Origin of the sequence: Bradyrhizobium lablabi, from assembly GCF_001440475.1 — a bacterium.
Classification (GTDB): Bacteria; Pseudomonadota; Alphaproteobacteria; order Rhizobiales; family Xanthobacteraceae; genus Bradyrhizobium; species Bradyrhizobium lablabi.
Genome location: NZ_LLYB01000075.1, coordinates 924 through 23,232 on the forward strand (window position 1 = coordinate 924; position 22,309 = coordinate 23,232).

Here is a 22,309-nt window from a genome sequence, read left to right on the forward strand (position 1 = left end):
AACGTCAACGATCAAGGCGGCGGGGGAAACCCCGCCGTTTTCTTTTCGAGCGAGGGCTTCTTCGGGACTCGCGAACGAAAAAACGTCGGCGTAAAGAAAAACAACGAAGCGGAGAATTTGGGCTTCGATCTTAATTCCATCAGAACCTGATGGCCGGCATGCTGACGAAAATGTGGATTTTGCCGGCTAAACGACACAATCGGTAACGCCTGCTAACCATATTTAAAGGCACTACCTGTATGAAAGTTGGGCAGTTTTTTCGAAGTCCCCGCGGTTCTGCAAACCGCTCCCATCGAGGTTCGTGAATGTCTAATGCAGCCCATGCCTACGCGCGTACATCGCAAACGACGACGTCCCCCCGTGAGATCGAAGCGCAGGCACTGCTGAAGGCCGCACGGCAGCTTCAGGAAGTCCAGTCCAACTGGAACGGTCCCGACTCGGCCATGCATAACGCGTTGCTCTTCAACCGTCGGCTCTGGTCGATCTTCATGAGCGCTGCCGAGGCAAGCGAGAATCCTCAGCCGATCGAAGTACGACAGAACATTGCGAACATCGGCGTCTTCGTGATGAAGCAGACAATCGACATGCAAATGAACCCGGATCCGGCCAAGCTGAAGTCACTGATCGACATCAATTGCAATATCGCTGCCGGCCTTTCTGGGCGCGGCTGATCGGTTAGAGCGAGCGTGCCGCGATGGCTGACCTCTGGAACATCATCTCAGCCAACTACAAGACGGTGGGATTGGCCGTCCCGTCCAAGACTCCGTACGTGGCGGTCGATCCCGATCTCTATGAAGGCAGCTGGACCGGAAAATATCCCGACCAGAAGACGTTCAAGATCACGGTCTCGAATGTCACGGGATTCCGCGCCAAGGTGCAGTACCAGAGCGGCAGCACCAACAAATTCCAGGAAGTGCTGATCAAGGACAATGCGTTTCGGATCGGCGACGCCAAGTTCACGCTCACGGCCAACAATACGGCGCTAATCAAGAACGTCGTAACTGATGCCGCCAGCGGACAGACTTATCTCGATCAGGCCTACGCGAAGCGTTCATAAGCCGCCGGCGCAGCAAAGCCAGCGATCACCGACTGCATATGCCGGTTCTCATGCCAAATCGGAGCCGAAGCTAATCAAGCCTTGCGGTCGGTCGCGCGAAGGCGCTGCGGCGCGTCCTTGGTCAGGTCGAGGGTGTGGAAATAGGCGCGGCGGCGCAGCACGGCTTCCTCGGGAAACTGCTTCACGACCTGGCTCGTCTTGACGTCGACGACCTGATAGACGACGGCGCGTGCATCGCGGTCGATCACGACCTGGTTCGATACCGCGGGATTCGAAATGGAAATGCGGACCGCGGCGGAATCGGTGCTCGCGCGCGCGCTTGAATCGACTGCCGAGACGCTCTGGCTCGCCGGCAATTCGGTCGCGACCGCATGTTGTGCCGCCTCGCTCACGTGCTGAACGATCGGCGCGGAAACCGGTGCCCCCACCGGTTTGATGTTGAAATCTGTACTCATGGCAGCCTCCGGGCTTGCTGCGAGTCAAATCCAACCCCTCATCGGTTGCAATATAGCTGGGTACCCCTCAACACGGCGTTAGGGAACACGCTGAATCCCGCTCTGACGCGGCTGCGCAAATTTAATGAAAATTGTAGAGAACCGAAAACGCGATTCTCTTACAGCGAACGACTGACCGAGAGCGGGGTGATGTTGCGCGGGCCTGGAGCTGCGCGTTGTCCCGAAGCCGTATAGGTGCTCGGAATGTTCTTGCGCTGGATCTCGGTGTTGACGCCGCGCACGATACCCTCGGACACCGCGTGCGCGGTCGCAAGCACGGTGAGATTGATCTGCAGCATTGCGCGGAAAGTGTCGTGATGGCGGCGCAGGGTGGTCAGCAATTCCGGCGACACCTGCGCCAGATATTTTTGAGCGTTCTTCAGATTTTCGACCGCGACCATGTAGCGGCGCGACAGCTCGCCCTTCTGCTCTTCCAGCCGCATCGCCTCGCGCACGTTGCCGGCGCGAACCAGTTCGGTTTCACGCTCGATGATGCCGAGCAATGCGCTCATCACCTCCATCAGTTCTTCCGCGAGCTTGCGCGCCTCGGCCGGTGTCGAGATCGATCTTGCTGGTGCTGGTGCTGGTGCCTGTGCGGGCCTGGCCTGAGGACGCTGGTTCATTGTCGAGTTTTCCCTTTGGATCAGCCGGCGCGATTGGCTTGCTGCAGGATCAAGGTGCGGAAGACGTCGTTGGAAATGCCGATGCCGCCGGACTTGGCGAAGGACTTCGAGTATTCGTCCGTCAGCATCGAGCGCCAGACGCCGGTGCCGGGCGTGTCGCCGAACGGCCCTTCGCCTTTGACGCCGGTGGTCATCTGGGAGAACATCGAGTTGAGGAACATCGACTCGAACTCTTCGGCCTTGGCGCGCGTCTTTTTCTGCGCTTCGGGCGAAATCTTCTTGAGTGCGTCGGCGAGCTGCGGGTCGTTGCGGCCGTTGATGAGCGAAGTCTTTTTCTTCGAATATGCGCCGATGCCATTGATAAGGCTCGCGTCCATCACATTACCTCGATGTCGGCCTGGATCGCGCCGGCAGCCTTGATCGCCTGCAAGATGCCGATCAGGTCGCGCGGGCCGATGCCAAGCCCGTTGAGGCCGTCGACGAGCTGCTGCAGCGAGACGCCGTCCTTGACGACGGCGAACTTCTTGCCGTCTTCGCTGACGCTGACGCCGGTGCGCGGCGTCACCACGGTCCGGCCGCGCGACAGCGGATTGGGCTGGCTGACCTGCGGGCTTTCGGTGATCGTTACGGTGAGATTGCCTTGCGCCACCGCTACGGTCGCGACGCGAACATCGCGGCCCATCACGATGATGCCGGAGCGCTCGTCGATGACGATCTTGGCGGCGAGGTCAGGATCGACCTGCAATTGCTCGATCTCGGTCAGGAAGGCGACGACGTTGCCCTTGAATTCGGCGGGGATCGCGAGCTGCACGGTGGAGGGGTCGATCGGCTCGGCCGTCTTGACGCCGAGGAAGTCGTTGACCGCCGCTGCGATGCGCTTGGCGGTGGTGAAGTCGGCGTTGCGCAGCGCCAGCCGGACATTGGGCAGGCGGTTGAGCGCGAATTCGATCTCGCGCTCGATGATGGCGCCGTTGGCGATGCGGCCCACCGTCGGAACGCCGCGGACGATCTTGGCGGCTTCGCCCTCGGCCTGGAAGCCGGAGATCGCCAGCGAGCCCTGGGCGACCGCATAGACGTTGCCGTCGGCGCCGAGCAGGGGGGTGACGAGCAGGGTGCCGCCCTGCAGGTTCTTGGCGTCGCCGAGCGCGGATACCGTGACGTCCATCCGCGTGCCCTGGGTGCCGAAGGCCGGCAAATTGCCGGTGACCATGACGGCGGCGACGTTGCCGGTGCGGATGGTGGCGCCGCGGATGTTGACGCCCATGCGCTCCAGCATCGCCTGCAGCGACTGCTTGGTGAAGGGAATGTTGTTCAGCGTGTCGCCGGTGCCGTTGAGGCCGACGACGAGGCCGTAGCCGATCAACTGGTTCTGCCGCACGCCTTCGATATTGGCGAGGTCCTTGATCCGCGACGTCGCGCCCGCGGACGAGGGCGCCAGCGCCAGCAGCGCGGCGCAAACCACCCAAATCAGTCTTGCCGAACGGATGCCGGGCATCCTGTGCTCCCCTCGAGAACTTCCACCGGACCGCAGGCGCCACTCCCATGACGGCGGTCCGCCATTAACTATGCGAGCGCCGTGCCATGTCGCGTTTTCGAAGCAATGCATTGATATCGCTGAATGTTTGCTGAGGCGCGAGGCCACGGCGGCTTCACCACGATGGGCGAAACTGCCGCCCGTCGGCAGATTTTGCCGAGCCGTTTACGCGTCGTTAACCATAGGGAGGCGAAGGTTCGTCGACTCTCACGACGAGATCACCACGATGCGCATCTACGGACCGAACGGCACCACGCTTGGATCGCCCGCGAGCCACACGCGGCGAACCAGTTCGACCGGCTTCTCGCTGCCGGAAACGCCGGCTACGCCCGAAGAGCCGCGCTCGGCCGCAGCGCCCAAGGCCGCCGGCAACATCGATGCGCTGCTCGCGCTGCAGGGCGTCGAAGATCCGACCGAGCGCCGCAAGCGTTCGGTGGCGCGGGGCAGGGGCGCGCTCGACGTGCTCGACGAACTCAAGCTCGGATTGCTCTCCGGCAACCTCGACGCTTCCACGGTGAACCGGCTGCGCGATGCCGCGGCCAATCTGAAATCTTCCTCCGGCGATCCCGGCCTCGATGCCGTGCTCTCCGAGATCGAGCTTCGCGTCGAAGTCGAACTGGCGAAAGCCGGACAACGGTTTTAGTCCGGTGGATGTCGTCCGATGAGGCGCGGTGTGATTTACGCCGCGATATCCTTGCGCGCCGCGTCGTAGCGGCGCTGCGCGTTCAATACCTCCTTCAGATTGTTCTCCGCCCATTCGCGCAGTGGATCGACCGCGTCGGCCAGCGTCGCCCCGAGCGGCGTGATCGAGTATTCGACCGTCACCGGCACGGTTGCGATCGCGCGGCGTCTCATCAATCCGTCGCGTTCAAGCGATTTGAGAACCTGGCTCAGCATCTTCTGCGAGATGCCTTCAATGGCACGGCGTAACGCATTGAAACGCATCGGCTCGTCGCGGACGAGAAGCAGGATTAGCACCGCCCATTTGTCGCCGACTCGATCGAGGATCTGGCGCGTCGGGCATTCGGCCGAATAGGCGTTCGGGATTTTCGAATTGGCGGCTTTCACGGCGGTTACTCCGGCGTAATCAGGTGACCCAAAAGTGCTCTCTTAACACCTACATCCTTTTCGCTATCTAGTCACCATTGGATACCACATTCGCGTATCGCAAGGGAGACCTCCATGAAAATCGCCGTCATCGGCGCGTCCGGCAACGCCGGTTCGCGCATCACCGCCGAACTCGCCCGCCGCGGCCACAGCGTGACCGCCATCGCTCGCAATCCCGAAAAGATCGCCGCCCAGGCGGGCGTCACCCCGGTCAAGGGCGACGTGATGGATCAGGCCGGCCTTGCCCGGCTGGTCACCGGCCACGACGCGGCTATCAGCTCGGTCCACTTTCTGGCCAGCGACCCGGCCAAGCTGATCGCCGCCGCCAAGGAATCGAAGGTCGGTCGCTACCTCGTCGTGGGCGGCGCCGGCAGCCTCGAGGTGGCCCCGGGCGTCCGGCTGGTCACCACCCCCGGGTTCCCCGTGGCATACAAGGCGGAAGCCGAGAAGGGGGCCGCCTTCCTCGACCTGCTCCGGGCCGAGAGGGAACTCAACTGGACCTTCCTGTCACCGTCGGCCCTGTTTGTGGCCGGCGAGCGAACCGGCAAGTTCCGCCTCGGGACCGACCAGCTTTTGACCGCCGCCGACGGCAAAAGCTCGATTTCCTTTGAGGACTTCGCAGTTGCACTCGCCGACGAAATCGAGCGCCCGGCCCATATCCGCCAGCGTTTCACGGTCGGCTACTAAAGGGGTAGGCCGCCCCCGATAGCTTTGCCTGTGCAAGGCCTTGGGGGCGGTACTCCCACGGGGACGTACGATATTGTCTGTCACAACCCGCCGCTATATAAGGCCCGCGCGGACGGACAATTTTCCGCCCCGCCTTGCACGTGAAGATGGGCTGGCCTTGGAAAAGTTGAAGAATTATCGACCCTCCGAAAAAGAGCCTTTCATGAACGACCGCCAGCGCGATTATTTTCGCGCGAAGCTGCTGGCGTGGAAGGATGAGATCCTGAGGGAATCGAAAATCACCCTGCAGACCCTTCAGGAAGAGAACGTCAATCATCCCGATCTCGCTGATCGCGCCTCTTCCGAAACCGATCGCGCCATCGAACTGCGCGCCCGCGACCGCCAGCGCAAATTGATCTCCAAGATCGACGCCGCGCTGCAACGCATCGAGGACAACACCTACGGCTATTGCGAGGAGACCGGCGAGCCGATCTCGCTCAAGCGGCTGGAGGCTCGCCCCATTGCAACGCTGTCGGTGGAAGCGCAGGAACGTCACGAGAAGCGCGAGAAGGTTTATCGCGACGAGTAGGGAACCTGGCGTCTGACCGTGCGGTCGGCGCTGCAGGTTGCAAAAGAGAAAGCCGCCGCTGATGGACAACATTCTTGCGGCCGCACAGACCATCGCTACTGCCCGCCGCAACCGCGCGCCGCTGGCCACGCTTTCCGCTGAGCTCGCGCCGGCCGATGAGGCGGAAGGCTATCTCATCCAGCGCGCGGTCCACGACCTGCTGCTGGCGAAGACAGGCGACCTGGTCGGTTACAAGATCGGCTGCACCAGCGCGGTGATGCAGCAATATCTCGATATCCCTCATCCCTGCGCCGGTGGCGTGTTTGCCAAGGGCGTCCACGACAGCGGCGCCAAGCTGCGCTACGGCGACTACGTCCGTGTCGGTGTCGAATGCGAGATCGCGGTGCGGCTCGCGCGCAATCTTGCGCCATCTGAAGCCCCGTTCACCGCGGAGTGGGTGATGGAGGCGATCGAGGCCTATTTTCCCGCGATCGAGATCGTCGACGACCGCTACGTCAAATGGGAGACGATGGGCGCGCCGACGCTTGTTGCCGATGATTTCTTCGCCGCCGGCTGCGTGCTTGGCAAGGCGGTGGCGCGTATCAAGGCGCCCGACCTGCTCAAGGTCAAAGGCCGCGCCATCGTCAACGGCAAGGAAGCCGGCCACGGGACCGGCGCCGACGTACTCGGCCATCCCCACAATGCGCTGGCATGGCTCGCCAATCATCTCGCCGAGGGGGGCAAGGGATTGCACGCCGGGCAGATCGTGCTGACCGGGAGCCTGTTGAAAACCGTGTGGCTCGATGCGGGTGATGCCGTGAAGATGGAGCTCGACGGGTTGGGCACGGTGGAAGCGTCGTTCAAGTAGATTCCGTAATGGCTGAAAGCGTTCCGTCGGTTCTCGAATCAGATGCCAGAGGCGAGATCACCGAAATCTATGCCGACATCCGAAAAGTGCTCGGCACCAGCGTGGTCAATCTGATCTGGCGCAACCTCGCGACCATGCCGGGCGCGCTGGAATGGACGTGGTCTACGGTGCGGCCGCTCTATCTCGGCGATGCGCCGTTACATGCCGAAGCCGTCAGGCGAACAATCGCGCTGCCGGATTGGCCCGGCTTTTCCACCGACACCTTGCTCGCCGCCGGCGTCGACGAGACCGAACGCGCGTTGATTCGTGATGTGCTCGATAGCTATCAACATACCAACGCGCTCGCGCTCGTCGTGCTCTCGGCGCTGCTGGCGCATTACGAGCCGCGCCCGGCCGATACGGCGAGGGCCGCTGAAACCGCGCCAAAACCATCCGGCACCAAGATCCCGGAACTGCCGCCGATGGATGCGCTCGATCCGGAAGTGGCGGCGCTGGTCGAGGAGCTAAATGCATTCGGCGAAGACACCAAGCCGCAATTGATTGCGAGCATGTACCGGCATCTCGCTTACTGGCCGGCGTATCTGGCGCTGGTGCGAACCATGCTGGCGCCGCTGCAGCAGGATGGGCGGCTGAACGCGCTGACGCTTTCGACTCGCGCGCTTGGGCATGCGCATGGTACTGCGCTCGCGTCGCAACTGAAACCTGCCGCGCCGCCTGCTACGCTGAGGGGCGCGCTCGCATCCTGCCGCCTGTTTGTTGAGCATCCGATCGCGCGGATGACCGGGCTTTGTGCCCTGATTCGGCGCGCGACACCGAAGTGAGGCGTCAGCCGTCGGAACACTTCAGCTCGGACTTGTCCCAGAACGCCTTGATCGCGCTGAAGGGGACCGTGAGCCGTTCCGGATTTCCGCTGAACCGCATCAAGACTTCGAAGCGGTCGTCCTTGACGCTCAACTGGTCGAATTCATTCTGCAGGATGATGGTCATGTCGTCGGGATATTTCGACTTGAGGCTGGGCGACAGTCTCACACCATCGGCATGGGTGCGGAACGTGAGATTGACCGGCCGCTTGTCCGAGGCGAGCTTGAGCGTCTCGGCGATCCTGGAGCGCGCTGTCGGCCTGCTGCACGGCTCGGCGAACGCAGGCGAGGCGCAAATATGGATCGCCAGGAGGAGAAGCAGTATCGCCGCCTGCGGTGCGTCCAGCACGCCGCGACCTGTCGTTTCCATCACTGCTGTCACTGGAATAGCGCCCTGCCTTCGCGAGCGAATAACAACTTGGGTGTGTGTTCGCTCACTTTTCCCGAGGGGCATGCTAACTGGTTCCCTCAAAAAAGAAAGAGGGCACAGGAGCGCACGGCGCCCGAGCACCCGCAGCCCGTGTGTAACGGCGGCAAGCACACGGTTAATCATGATGGGCGCGGCCGGGATCTGTCGGTGCTTTCCACGCAATGATCTGCGTTCATGTCGTGCTTCGCGTGGCGCGCCAAGGCGAACTAATGGTTAATCGAAAACCTGATCGGGCTTGATGCCGTGGCATGCAGCAGACCACGCGGTCTCGCCGCCGGCAGCGTCGTTAACCAATCGTCAGGCCCGGCGAAATCTTTCTCCCGAGAGGCGCCGGCGCCTGCTTTTTTTGGCGACCTCAACTCCCATGGTCAGGAGGCGCGAAAGCGCCATCTCCAGCCACGAGGCGGTGAAGCCACTTCGAGGCGCGCGAGCGATGGTGGGAAAAACGCGTCGTCGCTTTCCGATCGACTGCCGGCAGACGGGATCGCCGCTACAGGCTGATGACATAGGCGCTCATTGCCAGCAAAATAGCGACGCTTACTGCGATAATGATCAAGAAGAATTTTCCCATCATTCTGCCCTTTCGAAAGACCCCAACGCGAAGCAGCAGGAATAGTTCTCTGCCCACAGACAGATGCGAGCCGGCGTTCGTTTCACGCCTGCCAGCAAAAAGGCCCGCCATCGAGGCGGGCCTTGTATGCAGCAAGCGTGATCGCGATCAGATCGCGACACCGTAATAGTCGTTGACGGCACGTGTTCTGACCGGATCGCTCCAGTTCCACGCGTTGTCGTTGCCGTAGTGCGGCGCGCCCTTGAGTTGCGCTTCCGTCACGCCGGTGACGTAGCCGCCGAGCGAGGTATCGTATTTCAGCGACTGCCAGGGCAACGGATAGTGGTCATCGCCAATGCCGAGAAAGCCGCCGAAGGAGAGCACGGCGTAGGACACCCTGCCGCTCTTCTTGTCGATCATGACGCGCTCGATCGAGCCGATCTTGTTGCGATCGGCGCCATAGACCGCAGTTCCCTCGACCTTGTCGCTGCCGATCAGGTTGCCGGTTTCGTTTGCTTCCAAAGCCATGAATTTTTCTCCCGTGATTGATGGACGGCAAACGAAGGGCGTGAGCAAACGTTCCTGACCGGAAGGCTACGCATCGTCGCACGAGCGATGCGAGCCTCGCGAGCCGCGGAGTTCCTGCGTTACGTTTTGAACAGTCGCATCTGCCAGCCGAGTAATCCCGGCAATTGCTAGCGGAGCGACGCGATCTGGGCGCAGCCACATCGCGCCATCACCTAACAGTGACACGCGCAGTGTGAAATAGCTCACGCGGCGTTTCCGAGATCGGCGCAACGAATGCCGCGTTAGCGTAGGAGGGAAACATGCGTATCGTATTTGTTGCCTTCGTGACATCGGCAGTTGTCTGCCTGGCCGGCATAAGCGCGGCTTCGGCCAAGGACTATCCTTATTGCATTCAAGGTGACGAATTCGCCGGCGGGGCGGGCGAGTGCAGCTACTGGACCATGGCGCAGTGCCAGGCCGCGGCTTCGGGCAGGACGGCTTCGTGTACAGAAAACCGCAGTTTCGGCACCAACGCCGAGTTCATCGACAAGAGCCGCTCGCGGCGTCGTCCGCACCACTGAAGTCGGGCGGCGCGACAGGCACTCGTTGCATTTCGCGATGCATCGGTCAAAAACGACCGCGGCCCTCGCCAGGGGAGCTAGCGAGGGCCGCGTTGAACATCTCCGCCGCGCCTAGGTTCGCAGCGAGATGTGGGAGCTCGGAATTATTCTTCTATTCGGGCATGATCTTTCCAAAAGCCGGTGTCCACTTTTTGGGATCATGCCCGTTAGAACGGCAGCAGCACGTCCATCACCTGCTGGCCGTAGCGGGGTTGTTGTACGTCGGTGATCTGGCCGCGGCCGCCATAGGCGATGCGGGCCTGCGCGATCTTGGTGGAATCGATGGTGTTGTCGCTCTGGATGTCTTCGGGGCGGACGATGCCGGCGACGATCAGTTCGCGAATTTCGAAGTTGACGCGGATTTCCTGCTTGCCTTCGACCACGAGATTGCCGTTCGGCAGCACCTGCGTGACCACGGCGGCGACGTTGGTGGTCAGCGACTCCTGGCGATTGACCGATCCCTTGCCGTCGCTCGATGACGTCGAGTCCGTGGTCAGGATCTTGCCGGGCAGGATCTTGTTTGCCTGCGTGATCGTCTGGGAGCCGATGAAATCGGTGATCCCGGAGTCTTCCTTGGCGGTGCGGCTGCGCTGGGTCTCGTTGGACAGGTTGGCCTTGTCGGTGATGTTGACGGTCACCGTCAGCAGATCGCCGATGCGGGCGGCGCGCTGATCCTTGAAGAACGCGCGGCTGCCGTTCCGCCACAGCGAGTTGGCATTGTAGGAAGCCTGCTCGGGCTTCGGCATTGGCATCTGCACCGGCTTGTAGCCGGGCTGCGTGGTCGGGTTTTCGATCTCCGTCAGTCTCGGCTTCTCGCCGATCTGGGAGAGACGGTCGATTGAGGAACAACCGCTCGCGGCGGCGGCCAGCGACAGCATGGCGCCGGTAAGGATGATGCGGTTGAGGCGGGGGACTGACATTTACATTACTCGGCTTTTGAAGCGACTGACGAATTGACGGTGGCGACGGCGACGGGAGCGGCAGGGCTGAGCGAGGAGGTGACGTCGCTGGTTTGCGCCGGGCGCGACGCCACCGGCGTAGTCGAAACGGGGGTAATGGAGACTTGGCCGCGGCCGATCACGGTGCCGGACACCGTGCGCTTCGACTGCAGGTTCATGACGCTGACGACGTCGCCCTCGGTGCCGTTGTCCAGCGCCTTGCCGCGCATGGTGAGATAGATTCCGGTCGTCTCGTAGATCAGCGTGACGTTCTGGTCGCGCTGCACCAGATCGGGCTTGGCGAGATCGGCGGTCTTGATTGGCTGGCCGGCGCGGAGCTGGCGGCGAGCCTGCATTCCCACCGAGCGATCACGTATGGCGGCATCGGTGCCGACTTCCGCCTTCGGGCGGCGCTCGACCACCACGTCGGATGATTTCAGGATTTCATTGCGCTCGACATTGCGCGTCAGCACCGCGGCTTCGACCGTCTCGATCGCCGTGCCGGTGAAACGCAGCTTGACCGGCGCTGCGCCGTTATCATTGGCGATTTCAAACGTGACGTCGAAGCGGCCGTTGCGGTGGTCGTAACGCACGACCGTCGCCTGCGGGCTGCCGCTGAAGCCGGAATCCAGCCTGACGTCGCCGGGATCGCGGTCGAAGGTCAGCGCCAGGTTGGCGGCGTCGCCGAGACCGTTGCGGCGCTCCAGCGCGCGCGCGACCTGCAGCTCGATGTCCTTGCCTTCGAGCGTGCGGGCCAGCCGCGTCACCGAGATTTCCTTCAGGTCCCGGGTGTCGACGCCGATCACATGATGGGCGCGCAGCGTGTTGAGCACCTGCGCGACCGGCAGCGAGCCGGTGGTGCCGAGGTCCGGCGCGCGGTAGATCGCAATCAGCCCTGCGCTGCCGGCATTGTCGATGACGTCGCCGATCCGCACGAGGTCTCCCGACACCTGCACGTTGGCGCGCAGCACGGGCACGGCGATCACGTTGCGGTTCGCAAGAGCGTCCTGGGTCTGCGCGACCGCGGCTGCGCTCGATGTGGCGATCAGCGCTGTGGCCAGGAGGAGGGCGCGGGCGATCATGACCAGTCCTTTAGCGGAACATGTTGGAGGTGGATTGCAGCATCTGGTCGGCTGCGCTGACGACCTTCGCGTTCATCTCATAGGCACGCTGGGCGGCGATCAGGTCGGAGATTTCAGTCACCACCTCGACGTTGGCCTGTTCGAGGTTGCCCTGCTGCATGTCGCCGAAGCCGTCGGTGTTGGCGACGCCGTCCTGCGGCGTGCCGGAGGCCGGGGTGTCCGTGAACAGATTGTCGCCGATCGGGTTGAGGCCGGCCTTGTTGATGAAGCGCGTCAGGCCGATCTGGCCGACCAGCGTCGGCGTGGTCGAGCCCGGCAGCATCACGGTGACCTGACCCTGCGCGTTGATGGTGATCGCCGACGAATTCTGCGGGATCGTGATCGTCGGCTGCACCGGGTTGCCCTGGGCGGTGACGACGCGGCCCTGCGCGTCCATCATGAACGAGCCGTCGCGGGTGTAGGCATAGGTGCCGTCGGGCACCTGGATCTTGAAGAAACCTTCGCCGCGGATCGCAATGTCGAGATCGTTGCCGGTCGGCGACAGCGTGCCCTGGCCCATCAGGCGCGGCGTGCCGACGGTCTTGACGCCGCCGCCGATATCGACGCCGACCGGCAGGATGGTGCCCTGATCGGAGGCCTGCGCGCCGACGCGGCGCACATGGTCGTAGATCAGATCCTGAAACGCAGCCCGCTGCTTCTTGTAGCCGGTGGTGCGCATATTGGCGATGTTGTTGGAGATCACCTGAACGTTGAGTTCCTGTGCCGCCATGCCGGTCGCTGCTGTGTAGAGTGCGCGCATCGATCTATTCCTTGAGCGTTATGCCGGAACGTCGGCGAGTTTCTCGACTGCGGTTCGGTGCAAATCGTGCTGCTGTTGCAGCATCGCCGAGATCTGCGTGTAGGCGCGCGTGATCTCGATCATGCGGCTCATCTCGTGGACCGAATTGACGTTCGACTTCTCGATGTAGCCCTGGTTTACCCGCGAGGTGGTGTCGGGCTGGGCGGCGACGCCCTGGCCCGCGGAGTAGAGGTTGCCGCCTTCCTTCACGAGCTTCTGCGGATCGGCAAAGGAGACCAGCCGGAGCTTGCCGCGGACCGCGTCGGTGCGGCCGGTGCCTTCGACGACGGTGATGTTGCCGTCGGCAGCGATGTTGATCGCCTTGTCGGTCGGCTGGAACACGATCGGGCCGGATGTACCCTGCACCAGATCGCCGCTCGCGGTCACGAGCTGGCCCTGGTTGTTGATCTGCAAGCCGCCGTCGCGGGTGTAGCGCTCGCCGGCAGCGGTCTGCACCACCAGGAAGGCCTTGCCGTCGATCGCGATGTCGAGCGGGTTCTTGGTGTGCTCGGAGGGGCCGGCGGCAAAATCGTGGAACGTGGCGCGGTCCTGCACGAAGGAGACGCGGCGGTCGGCGCGCATAAAATTGTCTTCATGCGCCGGCGAGCGCAGATATTCCTCGAACAGCGACCGGTCGGCCTTGAAGCCGGTCGTGTTGATATTGGCGACATTGTTGGCAACGACATCCAATTGCCGCTCCAGCGTCACCTGCCGCGATAGTCCGACGAGAAGCATATTCTCCATCGGTGGTTCTCCCCTTGATCGATCCGAAAACTGGCTCTCCCAAGCCGGTGGTCCGGATCCGTCGTAAACCTTTGGGCTCTCCCAAGCCGGCAGGTCACGCCGACTACTCAGCGAAAGCCGTGCCAAGTTCGGAAGCGCTGATTTTCTAATGGGTTAGGCTTTTTTCTGGGGGCGGCGAGGGCGGCAGAAAGGTCTTGTTGACCATGTTTGCCCGGCAGATTTTTCCTACTTGGGCGCGAATGGAAAGGTTCCGTTAACCATTATTACCCTAGCGTTGCACCTGTAGAGAGCGCGTGTGCGCTGGCGGCTTTTGTTTCGCGTTGTGGGGGCATCGTTACCCAGGCTGGTGGCAACCGCGTTCGTTTTCGGAATCGAAGCGGGCGGGGCAATGGCTGATAACGAGCAGGCGGAAGGCGCAGACGGCGCAGAAGCCGCATCGGCGAAAAAGGGCAAGCTCAAGCTGATCATTGCGGTTGCCGGATTCGTCGCCATCCTCGGCGTCGGCGCGGGCTGGTTCTTCCTGATGCGCGGCCATGGCGAGGAGAAGCACGCCGAAGCACCGCCGCCGAAGCCGCCGTCCTTCGTCGAAGTGCCCGACATGATGGTCAACCTGGTCGGCGCCCCCGGCGAGCGGGTGCAATATCTCCGCGTCAAGGTCGTGCTCGAGATCAAGGAAGCCAAGGAGGTCGAGGCCATCAAGCCGAACCTGCCGCGTGTCACCGACCTGTTCCAGACCTATCTGCGCGAATTGCGTCCCTCCGACATCAACGGTTCGGCCGGGCTGTTCCGTCTCAAGGAAGAACTGACCAAGCGGGTCAACAGCGCGGTGGCGCCGCAGCAGGTGAGCGCCGTGCTGTTCAAGGAAATCGTCGTGCAGTGATGATGGGACGGATCTAGCATCATGGCCGGCAATCAAGACCAGATGGACCAGGACGCCATTGCCGCGCAATGGGAAGCGTCGCTGGATTCCGAGGACCCCGCGGCGGCTGCCGAAGAAGCTGCCGCCAACGAACTCTCCGAGAGCATGGCGCTGCAATGGGCAGCCATGGTCGAGGATGGCGGCCGCGAGTTCGGCAACAAGAACTCCGGCGAGCGGGTTCTGTCGCAGGAGGAAATCGACAATCTGCTCGGTTTCACTGTCGGCGACGTCAATCTCGACGATCATTCCGGCATTCGCGCCATCATCGATTCCGCGATGGTGTCCTACGAGCGTCTGCCGATGCTCGAAATCGTGTTCGACCGCCTGGTGCGGCTGATGACCACGAGCCTGCGCAACTTCACCTCCGACAACGTCGAAGTCTCGCTCGACCGCATCACCTCGGTCCGGTTCGGCGACTACATGAATTCAATTCCGCTGCCGGCCGTGCTCAGCGTGTTCAAGGCCGAGGAGTGGGAAAATTTCGGCCTGGCGACGGTCGATTCCAGCCTGATCTATTCGATCATCGACGTGCTGCTCGGCGGTCGTCGCGGCCAGACCTCGCTGCGCATCGAGGGCCGGCCCTACACCACGATCGAAACCAACCTGGTCAAGCGGCTGGTCGAGGTGGTGCTGGCCGATGCCGAACAGGCGTTCCGGCCGCTGTCGCCGGTGACGTTCTCGATCGACCGGCTGGAAACCAATCCGCGCTTCGCCGCGATTTCGAGGCCCGCGAATGCCGCGATCCTGGTGCGGCTGCGCATCGACATGGAAGACCGCGGCGGCAATATCGAACTGCTGCTGCCCTATGCGACCATCGAGCCGATCCGCCCGGTTCTGCTGCAGATGTTCATGGGCGAAAAGTTCGGCCGCGACCCGATCTGGGAAGGACATTTCGCGACCGAGGTGGCGCAGGCCGAGATATCGGTCGATGCCGTGCTCTATGAAGCCGACATTCCGCTCAAGCATCTGATGAAACTGAAAGTCGGCGATACCTTGCCGCTGGAGATGCGCCCCGACGCGCTGGTGTCGGTCCGCTGCGGCAACGTCACGCTGACCGAAGGGCGGATGGGCCGGGTCGGCGACCGCGTCGCCATTCGCGTCACCAAGCAGTTGCGCAAACCCAATACCACCTTCGCGATGTTCGAGAAGGCCGACGAACAAACCAAGTTGATGGAGGCACAATGAGTCATTCCCTTGGCATTGTAATCGAGAGTCTGGTAGCGGTGCTGCTGGTGCTCACGATTGCCTACTGCATGTTGCTCAACAAGCGGCTGAAGCGGCTGAAGGCGGACGAGCATTCGCTGAAGGCCACGATCGCCGAACTGATCACCGCGACCGAAATCGCCGAGCGGGCGATCGGCGGACTCAAGCACACCGTGCGCGACGTCAACGAGAATCTCGGCAGCCAGCTCACCGCGGCGACGCAGATGGCAGGGCATCTGAAGAACATGCTCGCCGAAGGCGACGGCGTCATTCGCCGGCTGTCCAAGATCGCGATCGCGGCGCGGCCCTCGCAAGAGGCCGAACCCGCAGCGCCGCCCAAGGTCTCCAGCGCCAAGGCGGTCGCCGCGGCTGCTGAAGCATTCTCCGAGCGCCGAAGGGCGAGTGGCCTCGCTGCATGAAATCGTTTCGCGATATCCGTGTCATTCCGGTCGTGCTGGTCGCGATCTTCGGCCTTGCAGTGCTGAAGGTCGCCGGCCTCGTGATCGATGGCGGATACGTGTTCGATTATCAGGTCAGCCAGCCTGCCAAGCGCTCCTGGGCACAGGACAATCTGGGCTATCCTGGCGGCTCCAGATCAGACACCGCCGACATCACCGGTTCGGTCAAGAAGGAAGAGAAGAAGGAAGAGGCGCCGAAGCCGGCCGCGCCGGCTACCGAGGCACCCAAGCACGACGGCGTCGTGGTGTTTCCCGATCAGAACCCGCAAGCGGTGTCGGCGTCGGAGCGCGCCATCCTGGAACGGCTGCAGGCGCGGCGTCAGGAACTGGAGCAGCGCGCACGTGAAATCGAAATTCGCGAGAGCCTGTTGAAATCCGCCGAGAAGCGCATCGAGGGTCGCGTCGAGGAGGCGAAGGCTACCGAGGCGCGGATCTCGACCGCGAGCGGGCAAAAGTCCGAACAGGACGCCGCCCGCTTCAAGGGCATCATCACCATGTATGAGGGCATGAAGCCAAAGGACGCCGCCAAGGTGTTCGACCGGCTGGAGATGTCGGTGCTCTACGAAATCGCTTCGCAGATCGCGCCGCGGAAGATGTCGGACATTCTGGGCTTGATGCAGCCGGAAGCGGCCGAGCGGCTGACGGTCGAACTGGCCCGCCGCGCCGGCACCGATAAAGCCTCCTCCACGGCCGAGCTGCCGAAAATCGAAGGCAAGATCCTGCCGCAACGATCCAATTGATGCGCTGCCGGCGGCCCGGCAAAGCGCATCGGCGCTACCCGGTCAGAATCTGCGCGGCCCCGAAGAGACGAACGAGCGGTGCGCGACCGAGAGCGCGCCACGCTCGTTGGTTTCAAGGGCGATCTTCTGCGCCAGCATGACATCGCCCGCGACGAGATCGCCATCCGGAACAAAGCACCATTTGCAGACGTGGTGACCGGTCTCGCTCAGTTCCTCGATGTTCGTCTGCGTGCCATGATGAATCCGATAGCGCGTCCCGGTTTGGCTACCGATGACGTCGAAATATCGGAATCGCTCGTAGGAGGCGCGCTGCTTCGGCGAGAGCCACTCCTTGAGAAGCGTGAGGGCTCTCGCCTCGGTTTCGAAGCGGAACGTCTTGCTGCCGGAACCGGATCGCGCCACCACCAGCGAAAGCGCCGAAAGCAGCGCCGTGCCGAGCAAAGCGAGGACGAACGAGCATATCGCAAGCGCGATCTGCTGGGTCACAGCCGTCAGCCGCCAACGAGACGCGGATAAAACAGCGTTTCCTCCGCCGTCGGATCGAAGGAGCGGATCACCCGTTGCTCGCCCGGCCCCGATCGGACTGCTGCCGTAAAGCCTGCGCCGGTCAAATCCCTGAACCGCCGCTCGGCCTTTTCGACTTCCGCGCGATCATGGATGTCGAATGTATGCCGGGTGTCGCCAGTACGATCCATTACGATCTGGGTTGCCATTTCACGCACTCCGAATTGACTGCCTGAGGCAGGTTTGGCGACTCGGGAAGCGTTGGTTGACTTTGCCGGCCCCGCATCCCGGGTCCATTGTTTCCCTAAGACGGGATGGCTGATGTTAGTTCCATCCGTCGTGAGATTAATGATCCAGATCAAGGCGCGGGACGGCGCCATGGCGATAGCCGCAGCCCCGAGGCGTATGGCCTTGCTGGGGACCCGAGCAGGGCTCAACCCGGCGTTCGACCGCCCCTTCAACGAAATCAATAAGTTGACGTTAACAAAGCCTTAAGCCGCCCAATCCAAGATTCAAACGTGCGGGCGAGGGCGCTTCGCCCGTTGAATTCATTGAGGCACGAGATTCTTCTGGATGGGGCGAAGGGCTGCCGCTGAAACTGGATCGCTGGGCCGCGCATTGGCGCGGGCGGCGCAGCGTTGCCTTAATTATCTCGGCCAGCCCCTTGCTGTTGCTTTGTTATTTGCCGGTTTGACGTTCCCGCAAGCGTGCCGGGCCGACGATCCTGTCCGGGGGGAGGCGACGTTCACCTCCGCAGGCGGCTTTGCGCGGCTGGTGCTGAGGCTGGCGGAAGACGTCGAATCCGACGTTTCGACCGCCGGTTCGATCATCATCATCCGCTTCAAGCGCCCGGTGGACATTCCCGTCGACAAATTGTCGGACGCCGTGCCCGATTATGTCGGTTCGGCGCGGCGCGATCCCGACGGTACGGCGATCCGGCTGTCACTGGCGCGGCGGGCGACCGTCAATACGATGACGGCGGGGGAGCGGATTTTCGTCGACTTCCTGCCCGATAGCTGGACCGGTCCGCCGCCGGCGCTTCCTGCCGCAGTCGTGCGCGAACTGGCGGAGCGGGCGCGCGCTGCCGAGCGGGCGCTGCGCGCGCAGATGGCGGTGGCAGCCGCGAAGAAGAGGCCGCCGGTGCGCGTCCGCGCCTCGGTGCAGCCGACCTTCGTCCGTTTCGTGTTCGAGATGCCGGATGGCGTCAACGTCTCGTCGGTGCTGAACGAGCAGAAGCTGACGCTGCAGTTCAACAGCGTGCTCAATTTCGACCTGGCGGATGCGAAGGTGGCGGCGCCGCCGAACGTCGCCTCGATCAATCAGCGGGCCGACGTCGACTCTTCCGCAGTCGACATCGTGCTGATCGGCGAGGTCGACGTGCACTCCTTCCGAGAGGAAAAGAACTATGTGATCGATGTCGGCTTCCAGCAGCCGGAAAAGGCCGCCTCGGCGGAGCCGCAGGCTGCGGCGAAACCGGTCGCGCCGCCGGCCAAGCCCGCGCCTGCCGCGCGGATGTCACGCGACAAGGCTCTGAGGGAAGCGCCGCCGCAGCAGCCGGCGGAGATTCCACCGGCCACGTCGGAGATGATTGCCGAACAGGCCAAGATCGAGATCAAGCCCGCGCAGGCGAGCGACGCGCCGTCCCCGGCGGAGGCGGCAATGCCTGCCGTCGACAAGGTGCCGCCGGCCAATGGCAACGCTATTCCCGCGCCCGAGAAAATGGCGGCCGCGCCGGAAAAGCCGTTGCCTGCGGTGGAAGCTGCGAAAATAGCGCAGCCCGAGCAGGTCCAGGCCGCTACGGAAGCGCCGAAGCCAGTCGCTCCCAGGCAGGCGCCACCTGTTGCTGAGCCGCCGGTCAAGGCAGCAGCGGTGGCGTCCGGTCCACCGCCGGAAAGCGGCGCCAAGGACAAGACTCCCACCGTCGAGGCGAGGCGTGACAGCGACGGCCTGCGCGTGACGTTCTCCTTTGCCGCGCCGACTCCGGCGGCGCTGTTTCGCCGTGCCGATACGGTGTGGCTGGTGTTCGACCAGACCAAGCCGGTCGATATCGAACCGATCCGCGCCAAGGGCGGCGCCATCATCGGCGACGTGGTTCGGCTGCCGTTGGACAAGGGGCAGGCGATCCGCATCCGGCTCAACCGGCCGCAGATTCCTTCGCTCGAAGGCGAAGGCCGCGCCAACGGCGCCGAGTGGACGCTGATCTTCGCCGACCGCGGCCAGACGCCGCCGCTGCCGCTGACGGTGCTGCGCAACATTACCGATCCGGCGCTCGCCAGTGTCACCGTGCCGCTGGCCAATCCCGGCGTGATGCATCGGCTGGTCGATCCCGACGCCGGCGATACGCTGCTGGTCGTGACCGCGCCGCCGCCGACCCGTGGCCTGATCAAGCGACAGGATTTCGTCGAACTGTCGCTGCTGGAATCCGTGCATGGCGTGGTGGTGCATCCGAACTCCGATGATATCAGCGCCGAGGTTGGCGCCGACAAGGTGATGCTCGGACGACCCGGCGGATTGACGCTGTCGTCCGCCGACGTCGCGGCCGAACGCGCCACCGCAGCGGTGCGGCCGCTTTTTGATGCCGCGGAATGGCGCACGAACCGGGAAGAAAAATTTCTGCCGCGGCTGGATGCGCTGATCAAGGCCGCGGGCGCCGCGGCGCCCGAGCAAAAGGCGCAAGCCCGCCTCGAGCTTGCCAATTTCTACATGTCGCGCGGCATGTATCAGGAGGCGAGAGGGGTGACCAACCTCATCCTCTCCGACACCAATCAGGGCAATGAAGATGCCGCCGTGATGATGGTGCATGCGGTTGCCAGCATCCTGATCGGCCATCCCGAGCGCGCGCTCAAGGATCTTGCCAGTCCCGCGATTGGCAACGGCTACGATTCCCAATTGTGGAAAGGCTTCGCGTTCGCCCGCCAGGAAAAATGGGCCGACGCGCGCGAAAAATTCAAGAACGCCGAATTCTCGATTGCCGCGCTGCCGCTGGAGCTGCAGCGCATCGTCACCGCGGACGCGATGCGAGCTTCCCTCGAGGTGAAGGATTATGGCGGGGCCTCGCGGCGGCGCAGCGAGCTCGAGGTGATCGGTATTCCCACCGAGATGAAGCCCGAGATCGCGGTGCTGCGCGGGCGTCTGGCGGAGGCGCTGGGGCACGACAAGGACGCGCTCGACGCCTACAGGTTTGCGGCGCAGTCCAGTGACCGGCAGGCGTCGGCGGAAGCGAGGCTGCTGCAGGCCCTGCTGCGGCACCGGCGCGGCGAACTCGGCCAGGCCGAGCTGACGCGCGAGCTGGAGATATTGTCGGTCGTCTGGCGCGGCGACGCGATCGAGCTGAAGGCGTTGAACAAGCTGACCCAGCTCTACTCGGAAAACGGACGTTATGCCGAGGCGCTCGCCGCCGCCAAGACCGCGACCAAGCTGCAGCCCAACTCCGAACTGTCGCGGCAAAGCCAGGATGTTGCGCAGGCGCTGTTCACCGAAATCTATCTCGCCCAGAAGGGCGACGACATGAAGCCGGTCGATGCGCTCGCGATGTTCTATGAGTATCGCGAATTGACGCCAATCGGCCGGCGCGGTGACGAAATGATCCGGCGGCTCGCCGACCGGCTCGCCTCCATCGATCTGCTCGATCAGGCCGCGGAACTGCTGCAGTACCAGGTCGACAAGCGCCTGGAGGGCGCCGCGCGTGCGCAGGTGGCGGCACGCCTTGCCATGGTCTACCTGATGAACCGCAAGCCGGACCGGGCGATCACGGCGCTGCGTCTGACGCGGATCTCCGATCTCTCGGGCGAATTGCGGCAGCAGCGCCTGCTCCTGGAGGCCCGTGCCCAGAGCGACGTCGGCCGCCACGACCTCGCGCTCGACATCATCTCCAACATCACCGGCCGCGAAGCGATCCGTCTGCGCTCGGACATCTATTGGGCGTCGCGGCAGTGGCGGGAAGCGTCCGAACAGATCGAACTGTATTACGCCGACCGCTGGCGCGATTTCAGGCCGCTGAACGCCGCCGAGAAGAGCGACGTCCTCCGCGCCGTGGTCGGCTATGCGCTGGCCGAGGATGCGATCGGCCTGGCCCGTTTCCGCGAGAAATACGCGCCGCTGATGACCGGCGAGGCCGACAAATCCGCGTTCGATACCGCGAGCAAGCCGGCTGGATCCAACAGCGCCGAATTCTCGCTGATCGCCAAGATGGCCGCCAGCGTCGATACGCTCGACGGCTTCATCCGCGAGATGAAGAATCGCTTCCCGGACGCCACCGCCCGCGCGCCGCTGTCGCCGGATATGTCCAGAAACGACCCGGTCCATACCGGCGCCTTGCCGGCGATCGCCGGGGTGAGGCGGATCGATCTGACGAAGCAGTCGAAGTAGCAGATTTGGCCGCAGGTTCGGCCAATTTTTGACCAGTTGACGCATTAGGGAAGACGTCAGCGCCGCTCCGGCGCTTTCTGCAATCGTCTCCAGCTAGCCGTCCAGAACTGGCCGTCGGATGCCACTGACCCGGGACCGAATTATAGGGCACGACAACGAACGCCTGGCGTTCAGGTTCACCATGTTGCACGACGCGGATACGGTCGAGTGCCAGATCAGCGACGCCGCGATGGACATCCTCGGTGGCGTCAAGGGGACCGAGAGCATGGCACGGCAGGCGCAGTTCCTGTCGCTGCGGGACGCCGTTGAGGGGCTCGCATCCGACCTTTTCGACAAAGGTCCCTGTGTGAAGGGACAGGTCGTCAGGATCTTCACCAAGCATATTCAGAAATTGCCGCCACCGCCCACGGACGCGGTTGCAACCGGCCCGGAGCTGGGCGCGGACCAGGCCGCTTCGCTGCGCGTGATTGCGGAAGCGCGGCCGGCGAGCGCGGCGCAATAGCGCGCCGGGTTTTGTTGGACGCGACAACGGCCGCAAGCGGCAACTGCGTCCGTGTGTCCTATCGCCTCCTGGCGTCACCCCTCGACAGATGCGTGTCAAAGCGGCACCCTGCGGGTAAACAATCCGCCG

Annotated in this window: 28 protein-coding genes; 14 read left to right on the forward strand and 14 right to left on the reverse strand. The window is 63.3% G+C overall.

Features of this window, described 5'->3' with window-relative positions:
• The first annotated feature begins 305 nt into the window (after window positions 1–305).
• Window positions 306–671, forward strand: coding sequence for a flagellar biosynthesis regulator FlaF (gene flaF, locus CQ14_RS20050; protein WP_057859575.1), 366 nt, complete (start codon window positions 306–308; stop codon window positions 669–671).
• Between the two features lie 23 nt (window positions 672–694).
• Window positions 695–1,057, forward strand: coding sequence for a hypothetical protein (locus CQ14_RS20055; RefSeq protein WP_057859576.1), 363 nt, complete (start codon window positions 695–697; stop codon window positions 1,055–1,057).
• 74 nt (window positions 1,058–1,131) lie between these two features.
• Here the strand turns inward: CQ14_RS20055 and CQ14_RS20060 are convergent, their stop codons facing one another.
• From CQ14_RS20060 to CQ14_RS20075, 4 genes are all read right to left on the reverse strand, one after another.
• Entirely contained in the window at window positions 1,132–1,512 is a 381-nt protein-coding gene (locus CQ14_RS20060) for a hypothetical protein (protein ID WP_057859577.1), read from the reverse strand.
• A 158-nt stretch (window positions 1,513–1,670) separates the two neighbouring features.
• Window positions 1,671–2,174, reverse strand: a complete 504-nt coding sequence (locus CQ14_RS20065; RefSeq protein WP_057859578.1) for a hypothetical protein — start codon at window positions 2,172–2,174, stop codon at window positions 1,671–1,673.
• 20 nt (window positions 2,175–2,194) lie between these two features.
• On the reverse strand, window positions 2,195–2,551 hold the full coding sequence (flgJ, locus tag CQ14_RS20070; RefSeq protein ID WP_057859579.1) for a flagellar assembly peptidoglycan hydrolase FlgJ: 357 nt from the start codon (window positions 2,549–2,551) through the stop codon (window positions 2,195–2,197).
• Window positions 2,551–3,669, reverse strand: a complete 1,119-nt coding sequence (locus CQ14_RS20075) for a flagellar basal body P-ring protein FlgI (RefSeq protein ID WP_057859580.1) — start codon at window positions 3,667–3,669, stop codon at window positions 2,551–2,553. Before CQ14_RS20075 ends, flgJ begins: the two co-directional genes overlap by 1 nt.
• Before the next feature lie 265 nt (window positions 3,670–3,934).
• On the opposite strand from CQ14_RS20075, the gene CQ14_RS20080 reads away from it, so the two are divergent.
• Window positions 3,935–4,351, forward strand: a complete 417-nt coding sequence (locus CQ14_RS20080; RefSeq protein ID WP_057859581.1) for a flagellar assembly protein FliX — start codon at window positions 3,935–3,937, stop codon at window positions 4,349–4,351.
• A gap of 35 nt (window positions 4,352–4,386) precedes the next feature.
• On the opposite strand, the gene CQ14_RS20085 is transcribed toward CQ14_RS20080, so the two are convergent.
• Window positions 4,387–4,776: a winged helix-turn-helix transcriptional regulator gene (locus CQ14_RS20085; protein ID WP_057840365.1), complete on the reverse strand. Its 390-nt coding sequence runs from the start codon at window positions 4,774–4,776 to the stop codon at window positions 4,387–4,389.
• 114 nt (window positions 4,777–4,890) lie between these two features.
• On the opposite strand from CQ14_RS20085, the gene CQ14_RS20090 reads away from it, so the two are divergent.
• From CQ14_RS20090 to CQ14_RS20105, 4 genes are all read left to right on the forward strand, one after another.
• Window positions 4,891–5,502 (forward strand): NAD(P)-dependent oxidoreductase, encoded by a 612-nt coding sequence (locus tag CQ14_RS20090; RefSeq protein WP_057859582.1) that lies wholly within the window; start codon window positions 4,891–4,893, stop codon window positions 5,500–5,502.
• 202 nt (window positions 5,503–5,704) lie between these two features.
• Entirely contained in the window at window positions 5,705–6,070 is a 366-nt protein-coding gene (gene dksA, locus CQ14_RS20095; protein ID WP_092509290.1) for an RNA polymerase-binding protein DksA, read from the forward strand.
• Between the two features lie 61 nt (window positions 6,071–6,131).
• Window positions 6,132–6,917 (forward strand): 2-keto-4-pentenoate hydratase, encoded by a 786-nt coding sequence (locus CQ14_RS20100; RefSeq protein ID WP_057859583.1) that lies wholly within the window; start codon window positions 6,132–6,134, stop codon window positions 6,915–6,917.
• 8 nt (window positions 6,918–6,925) lie between these two features.
• The gene (locus CQ14_RS20105; RefSeq protein WP_057859584.1) at window positions 6,926–7,738 is read left to right on the forward strand and encodes a hypothetical protein; all 813 of its coding nucleotides are present in this window, start codon (window positions 6,926–6,928) and stop codon (window positions 7,736–7,738) included.
• A gap of 4 nt (window positions 7,739–7,742) precedes the next feature.
• Here the strand turns inward: CQ14_RS20105 and CQ14_RS20110 are convergent, their stop codons facing one another.
• From CQ14_RS20110 to CQ14_RS20120, 3 genes are all read right to left on the reverse strand, one after another.
• Entirely contained in the window at window positions 7,743–8,147 is a 405-nt protein-coding gene (locus tag CQ14_RS20110) for a ClpXP protease specificity-enhancing factor SspB (protein WP_057859585.1), read from the reverse strand.
• Between the two features lie 550 nt (window positions 8,148–8,697).
• Window positions 8,698–8,889: a hypothetical protein gene (locus CQ14_RS20115; protein ID WP_057859586.1), complete on the reverse strand. Its 192-nt coding sequence runs from the start codon at window positions 8,887–8,889 to the stop codon at window positions 8,698–8,700.
• A 36-nt stretch (window positions 8,890–8,925) separates the two neighbouring features.
• Window positions 8,926–9,285 carry a PRC-barrel domain-containing protein gene (locus CQ14_RS20120; RefSeq protein WP_057859587.1) on the reverse strand — a complete coding sequence of 120 codons (360 nt, stop codon included), beginning with the start codon at window positions 9,283–9,285 and terminating at the stop codon, window positions 8,926–8,928.
• 299 nt (window positions 9,286–9,584) lie between these two features.
• On the opposite strand from CQ14_RS20120, the gene CQ14_RS20125 reads away from it, so the two are divergent.
• Complete coding sequence (locus CQ14_RS20125) at window positions 9,585–9,845, forward strand: DUF3551 domain-containing protein (RefSeq protein WP_057859588.1); 261 nt, start codon at window positions 9,585–9,587, stop codon at window positions 9,843–9,845.
• Window positions 9,846–10,051: 206 nt separating this feature from the next.
• Here CQ14_RS20125 and flgH read toward each other — a convergent pair whose 3' ends face one another.
• The 4 genes from flgH to flgF are packed head-to-tail and all read right to left on the reverse strand — an operon-like array spanning window position 10,052 to window position 13,486.
• Entirely contained in the window at window positions 10,052–10,804 is a 753-nt protein-coding gene (flgH, locus tag CQ14_RS20130) for a flagellar basal body L-ring protein FlgH (RefSeq protein ID WP_057859589.1), read from the reverse strand.
• A gap of 5 nt (window positions 10,805–10,809) precedes the next feature.
• Complete coding sequence (flgA, locus tag CQ14_RS20135; protein ID WP_057859590.1) at window positions 10,810–11,904, reverse strand: flagellar basal body P-ring formation chaperone FlgA; 1,095 nt, start codon at window positions 11,902–11,904, stop codon at window positions 10,810–10,812.
• 10 nt (window positions 11,905–11,914) lie between these two features.
• Complete coding sequence (flgG, locus tag CQ14_RS20140) at window positions 11,915–12,703, reverse strand: flagellar basal-body rod protein FlgG (protein WP_057859591.1); 789 nt, start codon at window positions 12,701–12,703, stop codon at window positions 11,915–11,917.
• A gap of 18 nt (window positions 12,704–12,721) precedes the next feature.
• Window positions 12,722–13,486, reverse strand: coding sequence for a flagellar basal-body rod protein FlgF (gene flgF / locus CQ14_RS20145; RefSeq protein WP_057859592.1), 765 nt, complete (start codon window positions 13,484–13,486; stop codon window positions 12,722–12,724).
• A 388-nt stretch (window positions 13,487–13,874) separates the two neighbouring features.
• Here flgF and fliL point away from each other — a divergent pair, with 388 nt between their 5' ends.
• The 4 genes from fliL to CQ14_RS20165 are packed head-to-tail and all read left to right on the forward strand — an operon-like array spanning window position 13,875 to window position 16,806.
• Window positions 13,875–14,366 carry a flagellar basal body-associated protein FliL gene (gene fliL / locus CQ14_RS20150; protein WP_057859603.1) on the forward strand — a complete coding sequence of 164 codons (492 nt, stop codon included), beginning with the start codon at window positions 13,875–13,877 and terminating at the stop codon, window positions 14,364–14,366.
• Window positions 14,367–14,387: 21 nt separating this feature from the next.
• Window positions 14,388–15,590, forward strand: coding sequence for a flagellar motor switch protein FliM (gene fliM, locus CQ14_RS20155; protein WP_057849290.1), 1,203 nt, complete (start codon window positions 14,388–14,390; stop codon window positions 15,588–15,590).
• Complete coding sequence (locus CQ14_RS20160) at window positions 15,587–16,027, forward strand: DUF6468 domain-containing protein (RefSeq protein ID WP_057859593.1); 441 nt, start codon at window positions 15,587–15,589, stop codon at window positions 16,025–16,027. Before fliM ends, CQ14_RS20160 begins: the two co-directional genes overlap by 4 nt.
• Window positions 16,024–16,806: a MotE family protein gene (locus CQ14_RS20165; RefSeq protein WP_057859594.1), complete on the forward strand. Its 783-nt coding sequence runs from the start codon at window positions 16,024–16,026 to the stop codon at window positions 16,804–16,806. Before CQ14_RS20160 ends, CQ14_RS20165 begins: the two co-directional genes overlap by 4 nt.
• 42 nt (window positions 16,807–16,848) lie before the next feature.
• Here CQ14_RS20165 and CQ14_RS20170 read toward each other — a convergent pair whose 3' ends face one another.
• Window positions 16,849–17,214: a hypothetical protein gene (locus CQ14_RS20170; protein ID WP_057840391.1), complete on the reverse strand. Its 366-nt coding sequence runs from the start codon at window positions 17,212–17,214 to the stop codon at window positions 16,849–16,851.
• Window positions 17,215–17,297: 83 nt separating this feature from the next.
• Window positions 17,298–17,519, reverse strand: a complete 222-nt coding sequence (locus CQ14_RS20175) for a hypothetical protein (RefSeq protein ID WP_057840383.1) — start codon at window positions 17,517–17,519, stop codon at window positions 17,298–17,300.
• A gap of 364 nt (window positions 17,520–17,883) precedes the next feature.
• Here CQ14_RS20175 and CQ14_RS20180 point away from each other — a divergent pair, with 364 nt between their 5' ends.
• Window positions 17,884–21,678, forward strand: a complete 3,795-nt coding sequence (locus CQ14_RS20180; protein ID WP_057859595.1) for a hypothetical protein — start codon at window positions 17,884–17,886, stop codon at window positions 21,676–21,678.
• A 118-nt stretch (window positions 21,679–21,796) separates the two neighbouring features.
• Window positions 21,797–22,180, forward strand: a complete 384-nt coding sequence (locus CQ14_RS20185; RefSeq protein ID WP_082649958.1) for a DUF1488 family protein — start codon at window positions 21,797–21,799, stop codon at window positions 22,178–22,180.
• Window positions 22,181–22,309 lie beyond the last annotated feature (129 nt).

Bases quoted from the DNA above. Each gene is read 5' to 3' on its own strand.
- flaF (WP_057859575.1), top strand. From the start codon at position 306: ATGTCTAATGCAGCCCATGCCTACGCGCGTACATCGCAAACGACGACG.
- CQ14_RS20055 (WP_057859576.1), top strand. From the start codon at position 695: ATGGCTGACCTCTGGAACATCATCTCAGCCAACTACAAGACGGTGGGA.
- CQ14_RS20060 (WP_057859577.1), bottom strand. From the start codon at position 1,512: ATGAGTACAGATTTCAACATCAAACCGGTGGGGGCACCGGTTTCCGCG.
- CQ14_RS20065 (WP_057859578.1), bottom strand. From the start codon at position 2,174: ATGAACCAGCGTCCTCAGGCCAGGCCCGCACAGGCACCAGCACCAGCA.
- flgJ (WP_057859579.1), bottom strand. From the start codon at position 2,551: ATGGACGCGAGCCTTATCAATGGCATCGGCGCATATTCGAAGAAAAAG.
- CQ14_RS20075 (WP_057859580.1), bottom strand. From the start codon at position 3,669: ATGCCCGGCATCCGTTCGGCAAGACTGATTTGGGTGGTTTGCGCCGCG.
- CQ14_RS20080 (WP_057859581.1), top strand. From the start codon at position 3,935: ATGCGCATCTACGGACCGAACGGCACCACGCTTGGATCGCCCGCGAGC.
- CQ14_RS20090 (WP_057859582.1), top strand. From the start codon at position 4,891: ATGAAAATCGCCGTCATCGGCGCGTCCGGCAACGCCGGTTCGCGCATC.
- dksA (WP_092509290.1), top strand. From the start codon at position 5,705: ATGAACGACCGCCAGCGCGATTATTTTCGCGCGAAGCTGCTGGCGTGG.
- CQ14_RS20100 (WP_057859583.1), top strand. From the start codon at position 6,132: ATGGACAACATTCTTGCGGCCGCACAGACCATCGCTACTGCCCGCCGC.
- CQ14_RS20105 (WP_057859584.1), top strand. From the start codon at position 6,926: ATGGCTGAAAGCGTTCCGTCGGTTCTCGAATCAGATGCCAGAGGCGAG.
- CQ14_RS20110 (WP_057859585.1), bottom strand. From the start codon at position 8,147: ATGGAAACGACAGGTCGCGGCGTGCTGGACGCACCGCAGGCGGCGATA.
- CQ14_RS20115 (WP_057859586.1), bottom strand. From the start codon at position 8,889: ATGGCGGGCCTTTTTGCTGGCAGGCGTGAAACGAACGCCGGCTCGCAT.
- CQ14_RS20120 (WP_057859587.1), bottom strand. From the start codon at position 9,285: ATGGCTTTGGAAGCAAACGAAACCGGCAACCTGATCGGCAGCGACAAG.
- CQ14_RS20125 (WP_057859588.1), top strand. From the start codon at position 9,585: ATGCGTATCGTATTTGTTGCCTTCGTGACATCGGCAGTTGTCTGCCTG.
- flgH (WP_057859589.1), bottom strand. From the start codon at position 10,804: ATGTCAGTCCCCCGCCTCAACCGCATCATCCTTACCGGCGCCATGCTG.
- flgA (WP_057859590.1), bottom strand. From the start codon at position 11,904: ATGATCGCCCGCGCCCTCCTCCTGGCCACAGCGCTGATCGCCACATCG.
- flgG (WP_057859591.1), bottom strand. From the start codon at position 12,703: ATGCGCGCACTCTACACAGCAGCGACCGGCATGGCGGCACAGGAACTC.
- flgF (WP_057859592.1), bottom strand. From the start codon at position 13,486: ATGGAGAATATGCTTCTCGTCGGACTATCGCGGCAGGTGACGCTGGAG.
- fliL (WP_057859603.1), top strand. From the start codon at position 13,875: ATGGCTGATAACGAGCAGGCGGAAGGCGCAGACGGCGCAGAAGCCGCA.
- fliM (WP_057849290.1), top strand. From the start codon at position 14,388: ATGGCCGGCAATCAAGACCAGATGGACCAGGACGCCATTGCCGCGCAA.
- CQ14_RS20160 (WP_057859593.1), top strand. From the start codon at position 15,587: ATGAGTCATTCCCTTGGCATTGTAATCGAGAGTCTGGTAGCGGTGCTG.
- CQ14_RS20165 (WP_057859594.1), top strand. From the start codon at position 16,024: ATGAAATCGTTTCGCGATATCCGTGTCATTCCGGTCGTGCTGGTCGCG.
- CQ14_RS20175 (WP_057840383.1), bottom strand. From the start codon at position 17,519: ATGGCAACCCAGATCGTAATGGATCGTACTGGCGACACCCGGCATACA.
- CQ14_RS20180 (WP_057859595.1), top strand. From the start codon at position 17,884: ATGGGGCGAAGGGCTGCCGCTGAAACTGGATCGCTGGGCCGCGCATTG.
- CQ14_RS20185 (WP_082649958.1), top strand. From the start codon at position 21,797: ATGCCACTGACCCGGGACCGAATTATAGGGCACGACAACGAACGCCTG.